This is a genomic window from Rhodococcus jostii NBRC 16295, assembly GCF_001894825.1.
Classification (GTDB): Bacteria; Actinomycetota; Actinomycetes; order Mycobacteriales; family Mycobacteriaceae; genus Rhodococcus_F; species Rhodococcus_F jostii.
Window position 1 is genome coordinate 57,798 of record NZ_BCWY01000015.1, and the last position, 15,614, is coordinate 73,411.

A 15,614-nucleotide genomic window follows, 5' to 3' on the forward strand; every position below is an offset into this window, starting at 1 on the left:
ACGTGCCGATTCGTCTTGCGAAGGCGAGGGACGTGCCGGCTTGAACGTGAATTCGGAGCGAGGACGTGAAGTGGGGTTATCCATGGGTGTGGGGCGTGGCGGGCGCATGCGTGCGCAATCGGTGAGATCCGTCTCGAGGACGGCGACGATTGTGGCGGCATCACTCGTATTCGCAGTGTCGATCGCGGGGTGCACCGTCTCCGGTGCCGACGTCACCTCGGAAGGTGAGGCGCCGATCGATTCCAATCCGGTCACCGAGCTCATCAAGCCGAAGCTGACGGCGTCGGCTGTCGATGGTGCGGTGGGATTCTCGCCGGGACAGCCGGTGACGGTGACGGTGGCCGATGGCACCCTGGCGGCGGTCACCATGCTCAACCCGGAGGGCGTGCCGGTCGACGGCGCCATCGCTCCCGACGGATTGTCGTGGGTCAACACCGAGCCGCTGGGTTACGACAAGGAGTACCGGCTCGAGGTGAAGGCGAACGGTCTCGGTGGCGGCACCACCTCGACGTCCGCGTTCACCACCAGCGCGCCCGGCAATGTCACCAAGCCGTACGTGATGCCGTCGGAGGGCGACGTGGTGGGCATCGGTCAGCCGATCGCGGTCCAGTTCGACGAGAACATCCCCGACCGCAAGGCCGCCGAGGCCGGCATCACGGTGACGACCAATCCACCCGTCGAGGGCGCGTTCTACTGGGTCAACAACCGCGAGGTGCGGTGGCGTCCGCAGAACTACTGGGCGCCCGGCACTGCCGTCGACGTCAAGGTCGCCGTGTACGGACGTGATCTCGGTGACGGCCTCTACGGCCAGGAGGACGTCCACACGGCCTTCACCATCGGCGACGCCGTCGTCGCCACCGCGGACGACAACACCAAGCAGGTGACGTTCGAGCGCAACGGCGAAGTGATCATGACGATGCCCACGTCGATGGGCAAGGATGACACACCGACCGACAACGGGGTCTACATCATCGGCGACCGGTTCGCGAACCTTGTCATGGACTCGTCCACCTACGGGGTGCCGGTCAACGCACCGCAGGGATACAAGACTCCCGTCGACTGGGCCACTCGAATGTCGTACAGCGGCATCTTCTTCCACTCGGCGCCGTGGTCGGTGGGGCAACAGGGCTACTCGAATGCGAGCCACGGCTGCCTGAACCTCAGTCCGTCCAACGCGAAGTGGGTGTACGACAACACGAAGCGCGGCGACATCGTGATCGTCAAGAACACGCTGGGCGGGACGTTGTCGGGCACGGACGGCCTCGGGGACTGGAACATCCCGTGGGATGTCTGGAAGGCCGGCAACGCCAACGCCTGAGCGCAGGCGTTCGACCAATCGCAAAGAGGAAAGCCCCCCGGCCGAGGCCGGGGGGCTTTCCGTGTGGGGTGAGTGACGGGACTCGAACCCGCGACACCCAGGATCACAACCTGGTGCTCTACCAGCTGAACTACACCCACCATTGCGCTTCTGTCACCGCCCGGGGGCAGTAACTTCGGCGAGGAAGATATTAGCGCGTTCGATGCGCAAAACGCCAATCGGTATCTCAGGCGGGTCCGAGTTCCTCGACAACTGTGGCGATATCGCTGGTAGACGGCCCTGGTTCGGCCACGAACGCCGTCTTCCGGTAATACCGGAGTTCGCGAATCGACTCCTTGATGTCGGCCAGCGCGCGGTGGGCGAGACCCTTTTCGGGCTGACCGAAGTAGATCCGCGGGTACCAACGCCGGCACAGTTCCTTGATGGAGCTGACGTCGATCATCCGGTAGTGCAAGTAGGTGTCGAGGTCGGGCATGTCGCGAGCGATGAAACCGCGGTCGGTCGCGATCGAGTTCCCGGCGAGCGGCGCCGTCCCGGCGACCGGCACGTGTTCGCGGATGTAGGCGAGTACCTGCTGCTCGGCCTCGGCGAGGGTGACCGTGGACTTCCGGACCTCGTCGGTCAGCCCCGAGTTCTCATGCATCTTGGTCACCACGTCCGGCATTGCCGCGAGCGCCTCGTCGTCGGCGTGGATGACGATGTCGACACCCTCACCGAGCACGTTGAGCTCGCTGTCCGTGACCAGAGCCGCGATCTCGATCAGCTTGTCGGTACCGAGCCGGAGGCCGGTCATTTCACAGTCGATCCACACAAGTTTGTCCTGCACCAGGAACACAGTAGTCACGTGGCCGACGGGATAAGGTCTGCGGTGGACACTTTCTCCCGATGTGTGTGATCCGAGGAGGGCTTGAATGACCCGGCAATCGCAGGACGGCGGCGCGACCTCGACCCCGGCGGAGAAGGCGGCCGCAGCCAGGGCGGCAGCGGCCGAAGCGGCCCGGATCGCGGCGGAGGCAGCGGCCGCGGCAGAGGCGGCGGAGCAGGAAGCCCGCGACGCGGAGGCGGCGGAGAAGCGCGCTCCCGCAGGTGCTGCCGTCCCCGCCGGTGCCGCCGCGGGTATCGCGGCCGGATACTCGTCGGAGGGTGCGGCGCTGGAGCTGGGCACCGTCGTTATCGACGGCGTGGTGGATCCGTCGGCCCGGGTGCGCATCCCGCTCGCGACGATCAACCGGCACGGTCTCGTGGCCGGTGCTACCGGGACGGGAAAGACCAAGACGCTGCAGGGGATTGCCGAGCAGTTGTCGGCGGCAGGGGTTCCCGTCGTCATGGCCGACGTGAAGGGTGATCTGTCGGGGTTGTCGCAGCCGGGCGAGACCGGTGACAAGATCACGGCCCGAGCGTCCGAGACGGGCGACGACGAGTGGCGACCGGCGGGATCCCCGGTCGAGTTCCTGTCGCTGGGGACGGAAGGCCTCGGCATCCCCGTCCGCGCGACCATCTCCGCGTTCGGACCGATCCTGCTCGCCAAGATCCTCGGGCTCAACGAGACTCAGGAGTCCACGCTGGGGCTGATCTTCCACTGGGCCGACACCCGGGGTCTGACCCTGCTCGACCTGAAGGATCTGAGATCGGTCATCGCGCATCTCATCAGCGACGAGGGCAAGGCCGATCTGAAGGGTATCGGCGGTGTGTCCCCGGCCACCGCCGGTGTGATCCTCAGGGCCCTCGTCAATCTCGAAGCCGACGGCGGCGACACGTTCTTCGGGGAGCCCGAACTCGAGACCGAGGACCTGCTCCGGGTGATCGACGGCAAGGGTGTGATCACGTTGTTCGAGTTGGGCTCTCAGGCGGCGCGCCCGGCGCTGTTCTCCACCTTCCTGATGTGGGTGCTGGCAGACCTGTTCCAGACCCTGCCGGAGGAAGGCGATCTCGACAAACCCACACTCGTCTTCATCTTCGACGAGGCCCACCTGTTGTTCGCGGACGCGTCGAAGGCGTTTCTGCAGCAGGTCGAGCAGACTGTCAAACTGATTCGCTCGAAGGGGGTCGGTGTCTTCTTCTGCAGCCAGTTGCCGACGGACGTTCCGAACGCGGTGCTGTCGCAGCTCGGTGCCCGAATCCAGCATGCGCTGCGGGCATTCACGCCCGACGATCAGAAGGCGCTGACCAAAACGGTACGGACGTACCCGAAAACCGGGAACTACGACCTCGAGAAGGCACTCACCTCACTGGGAATCGGCGAGGCGATCGTGACCGTCCTGTCCGAGCGGGGTGCGCCGACACCGGTGGCGTGGACGAGGATTCGGCCACCGCGCTCACTGATGGACACCATCGGCAACGACGCCATCAGGGCCGCGGCCGCGTCGAGTTCGCTGTCGGCCACGTATGGGCAGACCGTCGACCGGGAATCGGCGTACGAGAGGCTGACGGCGAAGGTCGCCGGAGCGCCGACCACGGATCAGGGCCTCGACCTGCCGTCGCTGCCCGACCTGCCGCCGCCCCCGCCACCGCAACCGGAGGGTCCGAACATGGCCGAGCAGATTCTCGGGAACTCCGCGGTGAAGAGTTTCCTCCGCTCGGCCGCGTCGGCAGCAGGCCGCGAGATCTCCCGCAGCATCTTCGGGACGGGGAGACGTCGCAAGCGCTGACTAGCTGCCCAGCTTCTTGTAGAACGTCCCGACGATCGGCGCGACCACCGCGCGCGGACTGTACTGCCCGGCAACGGACATCGCCTTGCTGATGATGCCGGGCACGACGCGCATCTTGTTGTCCGCCAGACCGTCGAGCGACACCTTGGCGGTGTATTCGCTGGAGATCCACAGGAAGTCGGGCACCAGCCTGTCGACGATCGATGCGTCCGCCGGATCGGGTTCCTCGGTGCGGACGGGGCCGGGTGCGAGGAGGGTGACGTTCACCCCGGTCCCCTTGAGTTCGCCGCGCAGCGATTCGGAGAAGGTGTTGACGAACGCCTTGGTGGCCGCATAGGTGGCGTTGTGGGGGATCGGCATGTTTCCGGCCGCCGAGCCGACCATCAGGATGGCCCCGGACCCGCGATCCACCATGCCGGGCAGCACCGCGAGGGTGAGGTCGTGCACCGCAACGGCGTTGAGTTCCACCTGGGCCCGCTCGTAGGCGGGGTCGAGCCCGGCGACCGGGCCGAACGTGGCGATGCCGGCGTTGTTGCAGAGGACGCTGATCTCACGGCTGGCCAGCTCGGTGACGAGGGTTGACCGCGCGTCACGATCCGACAGATCGCACGCACGCACGTCCACCTCGACGCCGTACTCGGCACGAAGGGTCCCGGCGAGTGACTCCATCACCTCGCCGCGGCGCGCGACGAGGATCAGAGAGTGTCCCCGGGAGGCCAGATCGGTGGCCAGCGCCTCGCCGATTCCGGACGAGGCGCCGGTCACGACGGCGCGGGCACTGGGGGTGGGGTTCGGCAAGCTCACGGTCAGCAGCGTAGTGCGTCAGATGCGGGCCGCGAGCCGGGTGCCCTGCTCGATGGCACGCTTGGCGTCGAGTTCGGCCGCGACGTCGGCGCCGCCGATGACGTGGGTGGTGACGCCGGCGACGGTCAGTTCGTCGACGAGGTCACGCACCGATTCCTGACCTGCGCAGATCACGACGTTGTCGACGGCGAGGGTACGCGGCTTCTCGCGTTTGGCGCCGAACGTGATGTGCAGGCCGTCGTCGTCGATGCGCTCGTAGTTGACCCCGGACAGTTCCTGCACACCCTTGTTCTTCAGCGCCGCCCGGTGCACCCAGCCGGTGGTCTTCGCGAGCCCGGCACCGATGCGGCCGCTCTTGCGCTGCAGCAGGTACACCTCGCGCGGCGACGGCGCGGGAACGGGGGTGGTGAGGGCGCCCGCCGCGGCCTCGGGCTCGGTGACGCCCCACTCCTGCTTCCACTCCTTCAGATCGAGCGTCGGGGAGTGCTCGTGGGTGAGGAATTCGCTGACGTCGACGCCGATCCCGCCGGCACCGATCACCGCGACCGACTGCCCGACGGGCTTGCCGCCCCGCACAACCTCCGGATACGTGAGCACCTTCGGGTGGTCGATACCCGGAATGGACGGAACGCGCGGCGTCACACCGGTCGCGACGATCACCTCGTCGTACTCGCCGACCAGCTCGGTCGCGGTGACGCGGCTGTCGAGCCGGACATCGACGCCGGCGAGTGGAAGTTGGCGGTTGTAGTACCGGATCGTCTCCGCGAACTCCTCCTTGCCGGGGATCTTGCGGGCGATGCCGAACTGGCCGCCGATCTCCGAATCGGCCTCGAACAGGGTCACCGTGTGGCCGCGCTGCGCGAGGCCGAGCGCCGCGGACAGTCCGGCGGGGCCGGCGCCGACGACGGCGACGCGCTTCGTGGTCCGGGTGGGGGAGAGCGTCAGTTCCGTCTCCCGGCCCGCACGCGGATTCAGCAGGCATGACACGTGCTTGCGGACGAAGGCGTGGTCGAGGCAGGCCTGGTTGCACGCGATGCACGTGTTGATCTCGTCGGGGGTGCCTGCCTCCGCCTTCCGCACCCAGTCGGGGTCGGCGAGCATCGGGCGTGCCATCGAGATGAGCTGCGCGTCACCGCGGGTCAGGATTTCCTCGGCGACCTCCGGCATGTTGATCCGGTTCGACGCGGCCACGGGAATGCTCACGTGCTTCTCGAGCTTGCCTGTGATGTCGGCGAATGCGGCCCGCGGCACCGACGTCACGATCGTGGGAACACGGGATTCGTGCCAGCCGATGTCGGTGTTGATGATGGTCGCGCCCGCGGATTCCACTTCCTGTGCCAGCGCGACGATCTCGTCCCACGTCTGACCGCCCTCGACGAGGTCGGCCATGGACAGGCGGAAGATGATGATGAAGTTCGGGCCGACTGCGGCGCGGGTGCGGCGGACGATCTCGACGGCCATCCGTCGGCGGTTCTCGGGTGTGCCGCCCCACTTGTCGGTGCGCTTGTTGGTGCGCTCGCACAGGAATTGGTTGATGAAGTAGCCCTCGCCGCCCATGATCTCGACGCCGTCGTAGTTCGCCTGCTGCGCCAGCCGTGAGCAGCGCACGAAGTTACGGATCTGCCAGCGCACGCCCCGGCTGGTCAGTCTGCGCGGACGGAACGGATTGATCGGTGCCTTGATGGACGAGGCGGACACGCTGAACGGCTGGTAGCTGTAGCGGCCGGCGTGCAGGATCTGCAGGGCGATCTTGCCGCCCTCGTCGTGCACCGCCTTGGTGATCGCGCGATGCCGGCGGGCCTCGACGCGGTTGGTGAGCTTGGCGCCGAACGGCAGCAGCCAGCCCGTCCGGTTGGGTGCGTATCCACCGGTGACGATCAGCGCGACACCCCCGCGAGCTCGTTCGGCGAAGTACTCGGCCAGCCGGGGAACGTCCTTGGCGCGATCCTCGAGCCCGGTGTGGATGGAACCCATGATCACGCGGTTCTTCAGCGTCGTGAAGCCGAGATCGAGGGGAGCGAGGAGCTGGGGGAACTGTGTCATGTGCGGCGTGTCCTTACTGTGCGAGCGCGTCGAGTACTTCTTGACACCAGTCGGCGAATCCCTCTTCGACGCGGATTCCGCCGCGCAGGACGAGGTACTGGTGCAGAGCTGCCCCGGAGAGCTGGTCCGGTGCGGGAAAGTCACGTTTTTGGATCATGCGGTAGATCTCGAGCCGGGCGGCGTGGCCGTCGCGGTGGCGAGCGACCTCGGCCGTGAGTGCGGCGATGTCACCGTGCTGAGCGGCGCGGATCTTCACTGCCAGCTCATTACGCAGGTGATTGGGCTCGGTCGGTTCGGCGATCCAGCGCTCGAGTTCAGCGCGCCCGGCCGCGCTGACCCGGTACACCTTCTTGTCGGGTCTGCCGTCCTGCGCCACGACCTCGGCGTCGACCCATCCGGACTCGTCCATGCGTTTGAGGACGCGGTAGATCTGCTGGTGGGTGGCGCTCTGGAAGAAGCCGATGGACTTGTCGAACCGGCGCGCCAATTCGTAGCCCGAGCCGGAGTGCTCGGTCAGGGAGACGAGGAGCGCATGTTCGAGTGCCACGGACAGAAGTATCTATGCAACGAGGTGCGTATGCAACTGAGTGCACACTAAGTCCTTCCGGCCGAACGGGAGGCTCGTCGCGTCAGACCGCACGAACTCCCCGTTGGCTCGCATAGGCTCGCGGGCATGAGCACCGACGTTCGTCCGCCGGCCGGGATCGGCGAGGCCGCAACGCGCAGACAGGTTGTCGCGTGGGGGTTGTGGGACTGGGGTTCGGCCGCCTTCAACGCCGTGATCCTCACGTTCGTCTTCTCCGTCTACCTGACGGACGCCGTGGGCGAGGACCTGCCGGGATCGATCTCCGCGAGCACGTGGCTGGGATGGTCGCTCGGCATCGCCGGGTTCCTCATCGCCGTGCTCGCACCCGTCACCGGTCAGCGATTCGACGCCGCAGGGCGACGTAAATGGGCGCTCGGCGTCCTCACCTTCGCGACGGTCGGCTGTATGGCGGCGATGTTCTTCGTCCGCGACTCGTACCAGTACCTGTGGCTCGGGCTGGTGCTACTGGCCGCGGGCTCGGTGATCTTCGAACTGGCCGGCGTCCCGTACAACGCGATGCTCAGGCAGGTGTCGACGCCGTCGAACATCGGCCGGGTGTCCGGGTTCGGCTGGGCGATGGGTTACTTCGGCGGAATCGTGCTGTTGCTGGTGTGCTACTTCGGATTCATCGCCGGCGACGGCGACAACCGGGGGTTCCTCGGGCTCACCACCGACGGCGGCACGAACATCCGGATGGTGGCACTGCTCGCCGCCGTGTGGTTCGCGGTCTTCGCGATTCCCGTGCTGCTGAAAGTTCCCGAACTGCCCCGCACGAACGCGGACCCGGGGGCGGACAAGGCCGGTTTCGTCGAGTCGTACCGGGTGCTGTGGCGGGACCTGCGCGACCTCTGGTCCGCCGACCGGCGCACCGTCTACTTCCTGGTGGCGAGCGCGCTGTTCCGGGACGGGCTCGCCGGAGTGTTCACGTTCGGCGCCGTCCTGGCCGTCAACGTCTACGGCATCGGCGCGGGTGACGTGCTGTTGTTCGGAGTCGCGGCCAACGTCGTCTCCGCGCTCGGCGCGCTCACCGCGGGCCGGTTCGACGACCGGATCGGCCCGAAGACCGTGATCATGACGTCCCTGATCGCGATGATCGTCGTCGGTGTCGTCCTGACGGCCGTGTCGGGGCCGGCCATGTTCTGGATCTTCGGACTGCTGCTGTGCCTGTTCGTCGGTCCCGCGCAGTCGTCCGCGCGCACGTTCCTGGCCCGGATCACCCCGCCCGGCCGGGAAGGGCAGATGTTCGGCCTCTACGCGACCACCGGTCGTGCGGTGTCGTTCCTGTCGCCGACCCTCTTCGGATTGTTCGCCTGGTGGTTCGCGGCAGATCGCGCCGGGATCCTCGGCCTGGTGATCGTCCTCGCGATCGGACTCGCTGCGCTGACGGTGGTGAAGCCGCCCGAACGCGACTAACGCTTCGCGCGATCGGTGCATTATGCGCTAGCGCTTCGCGCGATCGGTGCAGTATGCGCTAGCGCTTCGCGCGATCGGTGCAGTATGCGCTAGCGCTTCGCGCGATCGGTGCAGTATGCGCTAGCGCTTCGCGCGGCGATCGTCGTCGATCCGGAGTTTCTCCGGAAACAGCCTCCGCTGAGTGAACCAGCCCGCCGCTGCCACGACGACCCAGATCACCGTGGCGAAGAACTGCTGGGTGCCCTCGTTCGGATCGCCGAGGAAACTCAGCGGGCCGACGGCCAGGCCGAGTCCGGTCAACACCATGCTGGCGCCGCCGAGGGCAGTGAGCCACAACAATGCCCGTGCGCGGTACCGGTCGGCGATGAAACCGCAGGCGACGGCGAGCGCGACGATGACGATTCCGCTGAGGAGCCAGTTGGCGTCGTCGGGTTGCAGGACACGACTGAGCTTGGCCCCGATCACCGCGCCCGCGATGATCCCGATGAAGAACGCGGCGAACTTGAAGATCAGGGTGGTGGCCACCCACACCACGACCGCCCCGATCGCCGCGATGAGGAACGTCGTACCGAGCGACAGCGAGAACAGATCCGCGAGGAGCCAGCCGAGGCCGAATCCCGAGGCGAGGACCGCGACGTGGAGTGAACCGACACCGGCGAAGCACAGAACGGCGCCGACCAGAAGGATTGCGATGCCACTCATGGTGCCCTCCCTGGGTGCACGGGACGAGTAGTGTCATCAAACCAGAACGAGCGCCCCGTCGAGGGGAACAGCAGATTTCAGTTCGGTGCCGTTCCGGTGCGGGTCAGGATCGCCTCCGCGAGGGCGTCGGGACGCTGCTCCGGGATCCAGTGCGTGGCACCGTCCAGGACGACGAACTCGTAGGGCGCATCGACGAACTCGCCGCACCTTTCCGCTCCCGCGCGTCCGAGCGCGATGTCGCCGGTGCTCCAGACGTAGGTCGTGGGAACGGTGACGGCGGGTGTCGCCTCGAAGTCGCTCGTCATGGCGCGGTACCAGTTCAGTGCGGCGGTCATCGCCCCCGGTTGGCTGAGAAGTGCAACGTGCTCGTCGACGAGTGTCGGCGCGACGACGTCCCCGAACATGGCGCGCAGCGACTGCGCGTTCTCGTCGAGGAGAACCTGCTCGGCCTTACCTTCCATCCTGAGGAGGCGGATGTACGAGGAGCGTTCCTTCTGGTCGGCGTCCTCGCGCAACGCCCAGCCGAACGCGCCGGGATGCGGTACGGAGACGGTGGTGAGCGTGCGGATCCTGTCGGGGTGCCGCGCCGCCACGACCCACGCCACGGCGGCGCCCCAGTCGTGGCCGACGAGATGCGCCGTGTCGAGGTCGAGGGCGTCGAGGAGTCCGATGACGTCCGCGACGAGGTGGTCGATCCGGTAGGAGTCCACGCCGTCGGGTCGCGCACCGGACGAGTATCCGCGCTGGTTCGGTGCGAACGTCCGCAGACCCGACTCGTTCAGCAGCGCGCTGACCGGCGTCCAGGACGCGGCGCTTTCCGGAAACCCGTGCAGCAGAACGACGGGGGCGCCGTCGGCGGGACCGCTGACCGCGACGTCGAACGTCAGGTCGCCGAGGGTGATGTGCGCGTTTTCGGACGTTGACAGCATGCTCCCACCGTACGGCGAGAGGCCTGCTACTTCCCGGGATTCCACCCGCTCATGCCGAGCATGATCAGGCGCAGTTGCCGTTCGGCACGCGCGACCACCTCGGCCTCGGTTCGGCTTCCGGGGCGGTCGGCCTCGAGCAGGTCGACGACGACGGCGAACATGGTGGACACGATCAGGTCGGCCGCCATCTCCAGGTCGTCGGTGTCCCACGACTGCAGGCCGTCGATGCGGGACAGATCCACCGTGAGTTCGCTGACGAACAGCTTCATCTCGGTCGCGATCGCCCGACGAATCTCGGGTACGCCGCCGTAGCGTTCGCGGCTGAGGAATCGGAACTGCGCTTCGTGGGTGCGAACCTGCCGCACGAGGATGTCGAGGGAGGCTCCGGCGCTCTTGGTGCTCGGGGTGCGCCGGGCGTCGCGGAGCATCTGCCGCAAGATCCGCATGCCCTCCTCGACGAGCACCACACCGAGTTCCTCGATGGACGCGAAGTGGCGATAGAAGGCGGTGGGGACGATTCCTGCCGTGCGGGCCACCTCGCGCAGGCTCACGCCGGCGAAACTGCGGTCCGCCATGAGTTCGAGAGTGCCGTCGAGAAGGGCCTTTCTCGTGCGCTCCTTGCGGGCTGCCCTGCTCTCGGGTTCGGCACCGGTCGACTGACTCACGGCAGTGAGTGTATTCGTGGCGGCAGCCACGCCCGTCAGGTCCGGGTGCCCGTGCTCGTCGTCCGGCATGTGTATTCGATCCCTGCCTCGGGTGTGCGCGCTGTCACATTTCGATTGACAACTACCTGTCTCCCTCTGTCACACTAGTGTCAGTGTACAACCGTGCACTCAAATGGAGGAGGCTGACGTGTCAGTTGCCCACACCAGTCGTCCGGCGGAGGGACGCAGGTTCTCGCTGCTGTCGTTGTTCGAGGCGATGGCCACTCCGCACCAGCTCGACCGCTACCTCGAACTCGTCACCCCCATGGTGACCGTGCGCGACCTCCGCGCCGAGGTGGTCGCCGTCCGACGGTCCACCGCCGACACCGTCACCCTCACGCTGCGCCCCACCCGCCAGTGGCGCGGATTCCGTGCAGGGCAATTCGTGCAGGTAGGGGTCGTGATCGACGGGGTCCGGCACACCCGCTGCTACTCGCCGGCCAACGCGCAGGCGTCCACCGACGGTCATGTCGAGCTGACGATCAAGGCGCGTCCCGAGGGGCTGGTCTCGCAGTACCTGCATGCGCAGGCTCGGCCCGGACTGGTGCTCGACCTGTCGCAGGCGGCGGGCGAATTCACCCTCCCGACTCCGCGTCCACGGCGGCTGCTGCTGGTGAGCGGAGGCAGCGGAATCACCCCGGTTCTGTCGATGCTGCGCACGCTCGTCGACGAGCAGCACTTCGGCAACGTCACTTTTCTGCACTACGCGTACACCGAAAAGGATGTCGCGTACCTCGACGAGTTGCGTGAACTCGCCGACACGAACGCGAACGTCTCTCTGGTACTCGCATACACCGATCAGGAGGCCGGCGGGCATCTCCACGGCTTCTTCGGCCAGGAGCACCTCGACGCTGTCGCGCCCTGGTACGCCGACGCCGAAACCTACCTCTGCGGCCCGCCCGGACTGATGCGCGGCGTCCGCGAGGTCTACCGCGAACTCGGCATCGAGGACCGTCTGCACACCGAAGAATTCGCGCCCACCGCAGCCCCGGTGGAGGGCGAGGCCGGCGGCGAGGTGTCCTTCACCGCCAGCGGTGTCACCGCCGACAACTCCGGCGCGACGCTGCTCGAGCAGGCGGAGTCCGCGGGGCTCCATCCCGAATACGGATGCCGGATGGGCATCTGCTTCTCGTGCACCGCGGTGAAGAAGTCGGGGTGCACCAAGAACGTCCGCACCGGCGACACCGACACCGATCCGGACAAGGCGATTCAGCTGTGCGTCTCGGTTCCCGTGGGCGACGTCGCCCTCGACATCTGACTTTCACTCGACATTCAACGTTTTGGAGACCGACATGTTTGGACTCTCACTCTCGTTCCTCCCGTTCGTCGACGGCTCCGACGGCTCCGACGGTTCCCGCAACGACGTCCCGGTGGTGCTCAGTCACGACCAGGTCGAAGAGATCGGCCGGGAACTGGACGCCCTCCGCGACCGGACCGTCGCGGATCTCGGCGCCGAGGACCGCGAATACATCTACAAGATCATCAAGGCGCAGAGGGGATTCGAGGTCGCCGGCCGCGGGCTGATGTACCTCGGGTTCTTCCCGCCGGCGTGGATTGCCGGGGTCGGAGCCCTCGGTGTGTCGAAGATTCTCGACAACATGGAGATCGGCCACAACGTCATGCACGGCCAGTACGACTGGATGCGGGAACCGGGTCTCAACTCCCGCGTGTTCGAGTGGGACACCGTCTGCCCGGCCGATCAGTGGAAGCACTCCCACAACTACATGCACCACACGTACACCAACATCCTCGGCCGCGACCGCGACATCGGCTACGGAATCCTGCGGATCGACGAGGCGCAGAAGTGGAACCCCTACTATCTGGGGAACCCGGTCTACGCATTCTTCCTGATGATGCTGTTCGAATGGGGCGTCATGCTGCACGACCTGGAGGCGGAGAACGTGATCCAGGGCAAGCGGAAGTGGCACGACGTGAAGCCGCTGCTGAAGGGCTGGTGGCGCAAGGCCGGCAGGCAGGTGCTCAAGGACTACGCGATCTTCCCGGCACTCACCGGGCCGCTGTTCGTCCCGACCCTCCTCGGCAACGTCACCGCCAACCTGATCCGCAACGTGTGGGCGTACTCGATCATCTTCTGCGGCCATTTCCCCACCGGCGTGCAGAGTTTTACCGAGGACGAGACCGCCGAGGAAACGCGCGGCGAGTGGTACGTCCGGCAGATGCTGGGGAGCGCCAACATCGAGGGCAGCCCGCTGTTCCACATCATGTCGGGCAACCTGTCGCACCAGATCGAGCACCACCTGTTCCCGGATCTGCCCGCCCACCGGTACCCGGAAATGGCGCCCGTCGTGAAGGCTCTGTGCGAGAAGCACGGGCTGCCCTACAACACCGGCGGCTTCTTCAAGCAGATCGGCTCCGTGTGGGCGAAGATCTTCACGTTCGCACTGCCGCCCGGTCTCGTCTCGTCCGACACCCCTCCCGGTGTTATCGTCGAGCGGCAGAAGACTGCAGCCTGAGAGGCGAAACACATGGTGGGGAAGTTCGAGCGGCGCAAGGACACCGTGCAGGAACTGACGGAGTCCGCGGCCACACACGTCGGCCAGATCGCGACGATCATCGCCGGCGCCGTCCGAGACGTCACCCGGGAGATCGGCGACTGGGTGTCCGACGGGATCGAGATGCGTGAGGCCGCGAAGAAGGCCCGCGAAGACGAGGGCGAAGACGAGGGCGAAGACAAGCCGGTCGAGTAGACCGACCGGGCGTATCGACCCAGGGTAGAGATGGGGCCGCCGAGGGTGTGTTCATTGCACCCTCGGCGGCCTTTCTGCGGACAGGGCTCCGGCCGATGCTGGTTGCAGCACGAAAACCGCCCTCCGAGAGGAACCCATGTCCAACACCTCGTTCTCGACCACGGCGCGCATCGCCCTTGCCGGCTTTGCGGCCCTTGCGATTTCGCTGACCGGCGCCGCCGGTATGGCGTCGGCCAAGCCGATCTGCGAGACCGGCTGTTCGCAGCCCCTGCCTACCAAGAACCCCAGGCCCGACGTCAAGCAGATGTGCTGGGTCGAGTGGGGCCAGACGCAGTGCCAGGTGAGCTGAGGCGATCGCGCTGTCGCAGGGTGGGGCCACGACCGTCGCCGGTCGTGGCCCCCCTGCGTGTGCTAAATGACTCCGAGCGAGATCATGGCGTCGGCCACCTTCACGAATCCGGCGATGTTCGCGCCGTGCACGTAGTCGCCGGGCATGCCGTACTCGGCGGCCGTGGCAACGGTGCGTTCGTGGATGCCGCGCATGATCCCGGCCAAGCGTTCGTCGGTGTACTCGAATCCCCACGAGTCGCGGGATGCGTTCTGCTGCATTTCGAGTGCCGACGTGGCGACCCCGCCGGCGTTGGCCGCCTTACCCGGGGCGAACGCCACCGAGGCGTCGCGGAACACCTGGACGCCCTGCGGGGTCGTGGGCATGTTCGCGCCCTCGGCCACCGCCTGTACTCCGTTCGCGACGAGGGTCTTCGCGGCCGTGCCGTCGAGTTCGTTCTGGGTGGCGCAGGGGAGTGCGACGTCGCACGGCACGTCCCAGATGGAGCCGTTCGGCACGAACCGGGCGTGCGGCACCGCGTCCGCGTACTCGCTGATCCGTCCGCGCTGCACCTCCTTGATCTCCTTCAGAAGTTCGAGGTCTATGCCCTTCTCGTCGACGATGTATCCCGAGGAATCGGAGCACGCGATCGCGATTCCGCCGAGCTGGTGCACCTTCTCGATCGCGTAGATCGCGACGTTGCCCGAGCCGGAGACGACGACGGTCTTGCCGCCCAGTGAGCTGTTCGCGGTGTTCAGCATCTCGGCGACGAAGTAGGCGACGCCGTACCCGGTGGCCTCGCGACGCACCTGCGACCCGCCCCAGGTGAGTCCCTTGCCGGTGAGGACGCCGGACTCGTAGGAGTTGGTGAGGCGCTTGTACTGGCCGAACAGGTAGCCGATCTCGCGACCGCCGACGCCGATGTCGCCGGCCGGGACGTCGGTGTATTCACCGATGTGACGATGCAGTTCGGTCATGAACGACTGGCAGAACCGCATGATCTCGGCCTCCGAGCGACCCTTGGGGTCGAAGTCGGAGCCACCCTTGCCGCCGCCGATCGGGAGTCCGGTGAGGGCGTTCTTGAAGATCTGCTCGAAGCCGAGGAACTTGACGATTCCCAGGTTCACGCTCGGGTGGAACCGCAGGCCACCCTTGTAGGGGCCGAGCACGCTGTTGTACTGCACGCGGAAACCGCGGTTGACGTGCACGTTGCCGGAGTCGTCGACCCACGGCACCCGGAAGATGATCTGGCGCTCGGGCTCGCACAGTCGCTCGATCAATCCGGAGTCGGCGTAGTGGGGATGGTGGTCGAGCACGACCTGGAGCGACTCGAAGACCTCGGCGGCCGCCTGGTGGAACTCGGGTTCTCCGGCGTTCCGCAGGCGGACCTGCTCGTAGATCTCTGCTACCTGGTCGCGCGTTGACACAGAC

General features: G+C 66.7%; 15 protein-coding genes and 1 tRNA gene. 7 read left to right on the forward strand and 9 right to left on the reverse strand.

All coding sequences use genetic code 11. The features are described from left to right. Positions 1-82: 82 nt before the first annotated feature. Positions 83-1,318 carry a L,D-transpeptidase gene (locus tag RJ1_RS12435; protein WP_143048885.1) on the forward strand — a complete coding sequence of 412 codons (1,236 nt, stop codon included), beginning with the start codon at positions 83-85 and terminating at the stop codon, positions 1,316-1,318. A 64-nt stretch (positions 1,319-1,382) separates the two neighbouring features. On the opposite strand, the gene RJ1_RS12440 is transcribed toward RJ1_RS12435, so the two are convergent. Both RJ1_RS12440 and orn read right to left on the reverse strand, forming a co-directional pair. Further along, a tRNA-His gene (locus tag RJ1_RS12440) sits at positions 1,383-1,458 on the reverse strand. Positions 1,459-1,544: 86 nt separating this feature from the next. Next, positions 1,545-2,144, reverse strand: a complete 600-nt coding sequence (gene orn / locus RJ1_RS12445) for an oligoribonuclease (protein WP_073360399.1) — start codon at positions 2,142-2,144, stop codon at positions 1,545-1,547. An 85-nt stretch (positions 2,145-2,229) separates the two neighbouring features. Here orn and RJ1_RS12450 point away from each other — a divergent pair, with 85 nt between their 5' ends. Beyond that, positions 2,230-3,966: a helicase HerA-like domain-containing protein gene (locus RJ1_RS12450; protein ID WP_073360274.1), complete on the forward strand. Its 1,737-nt coding sequence runs from the start codon at positions 2,230-2,232 to the stop codon at positions 3,964-3,966. Here RJ1_RS12450 and cmrA read toward each other — a convergent pair whose 3' ends face one another. Genes cmrA through RJ1_RS12465 form a run of 3 tightly spaced genes read right to left on the reverse strand, consistent with a single transcriptional unit; the run spans position 3,967 to position 7,360 of the window. Continuing rightward, the gene (gene cmrA / locus RJ1_RS12455; RefSeq protein WP_073360276.1) at positions 3,967-4,770 is read right to left on the reverse strand and encodes a mycolate reductase; all 804 of its coding nucleotides are present in this window, start codon (positions 4,768-4,770) and stop codon (positions 3,967-3,969) included. Positions 4,771-4,788: 18 nt separating this feature from the next. Continuing rightward, positions 4,789-6,813: an NADPH-dependent 2,4-dienoyl-CoA reductase gene (locus RJ1_RS12460; RefSeq protein WP_073360278.1), complete on the reverse strand. Its 2,025-nt coding sequence runs from the start codon at positions 6,811-6,813 to the stop codon at positions 4,789-4,791. A gap of 13 nt (positions 6,814-6,826) precedes the next feature. Then, the gene (locus tag RJ1_RS12465; RefSeq protein WP_073360280.1) at positions 6,827-7,360 is read right to left on the reverse strand and encodes a PadR family transcriptional regulator; all 534 of its coding nucleotides are present in this window, start codon (positions 7,358-7,360) and stop codon (positions 6,827-6,829) included. A 126-nt stretch (positions 7,361-7,486) separates the two neighbouring features. On the opposite strand from RJ1_RS12465, the gene RJ1_RS12470 reads away from it, so the two are divergent. Further along, positions 7,487-8,812, forward strand: a complete 1,326-nt coding sequence (locus RJ1_RS12470; protein WP_073360282.1) for an MFS transporter — start codon at positions 7,487-7,489, stop codon at positions 8,810-8,812. 120 nt (positions 8,813-8,932) lie between these two features. On the opposite strand, the gene RJ1_RS12475 is transcribed toward RJ1_RS12470, so the two are convergent. The 3 genes from RJ1_RS12475 to RJ1_RS12485 form a co-directional block, all read right to left on the reverse strand. Next, a complete protein-coding gene (locus tag RJ1_RS12475; RefSeq protein ID WP_073360284.1) occupies positions 8,933-9,514 on the reverse strand; it encodes a DUF4203 domain-containing protein in 582 nt (193 codons plus the stop codon). Positions 9,515-9,591: 77 nt separating this feature from the next. Further along, the gene (locus RJ1_RS12480; RefSeq protein WP_073360286.1) at positions 9,592-10,443 is read right to left on the reverse strand and encodes an alpha/beta fold hydrolase; all 852 of its coding nucleotides are present in this window, start codon (positions 10,441-10,443) and stop codon (positions 9,592-9,594) included. Positions 10,444-10,469: 26 nt separating this feature from the next. Next, a complete protein-coding gene (locus RJ1_RS12485; RefSeq protein WP_073360288.1) occupies positions 10,470-11,177 on the reverse strand; it encodes a TetR family transcriptional regulator in 708 nt (235 codons plus the stop codon). A 118-nt stretch (positions 11,178-11,295) separates the two neighbouring features. On the opposite strand from RJ1_RS12485, the gene RJ1_RS12490 reads away from it, so the two are divergent. From RJ1_RS12490 to RJ1_RS12505, 4 genes are all read left to right on the forward strand, one after another. Then, positions 11,296-12,405, forward strand: coding sequence for a ferredoxin reductase (locus RJ1_RS12490; RefSeq protein WP_083400715.1), 1,110 nt, complete (start codon positions 11,296-11,298; stop codon positions 12,403-12,405). Positions 12,406-12,439: 34 nt separating this feature from the next. Then, positions 12,440-13,621, forward strand: a complete 1,182-nt coding sequence (locus tag RJ1_RS12495; RefSeq protein ID WP_073360401.1) for a fatty acid desaturase family protein — start codon at positions 12,440-12,442, stop codon at positions 13,619-13,621. A 12-nt stretch (positions 13,622-13,633) separates the two neighbouring features. Next, positions 13,634-13,855 carry a hypothetical protein gene (locus RJ1_RS12500; protein ID WP_073360292.1) on the forward strand — a complete coding sequence of 74 codons (222 nt, stop codon included), beginning with the start codon at positions 13,634-13,636 and terminating at the stop codon, positions 13,853-13,855. A 136-nt stretch (positions 13,856-13,991) separates the two neighbouring features. Next, the gene (locus RJ1_RS12505) at positions 13,992-14,204 is read left to right on the forward strand and encodes a hypothetical protein (protein ID WP_073360294.1); all 213 of its coding nucleotides are present in this window, start codon (positions 13,992-13,994) and stop codon (positions 14,202-14,204) included. 62 nt (positions 14,205-14,266) lie between these two features. On the opposite strand, the gene gdhA is transcribed toward RJ1_RS12505, so the two are convergent. After that, a complete protein-coding gene (gdhA, locus tag RJ1_RS12510; protein ID WP_073360296.1) occupies positions 14,267-15,610 on the reverse strand; it encodes an NADP-specific glutamate dehydrogenase in 1,344 nt (447 codons plus the stop codon). Positions 15,611-15,614 lie beyond the last annotated feature (4 nt).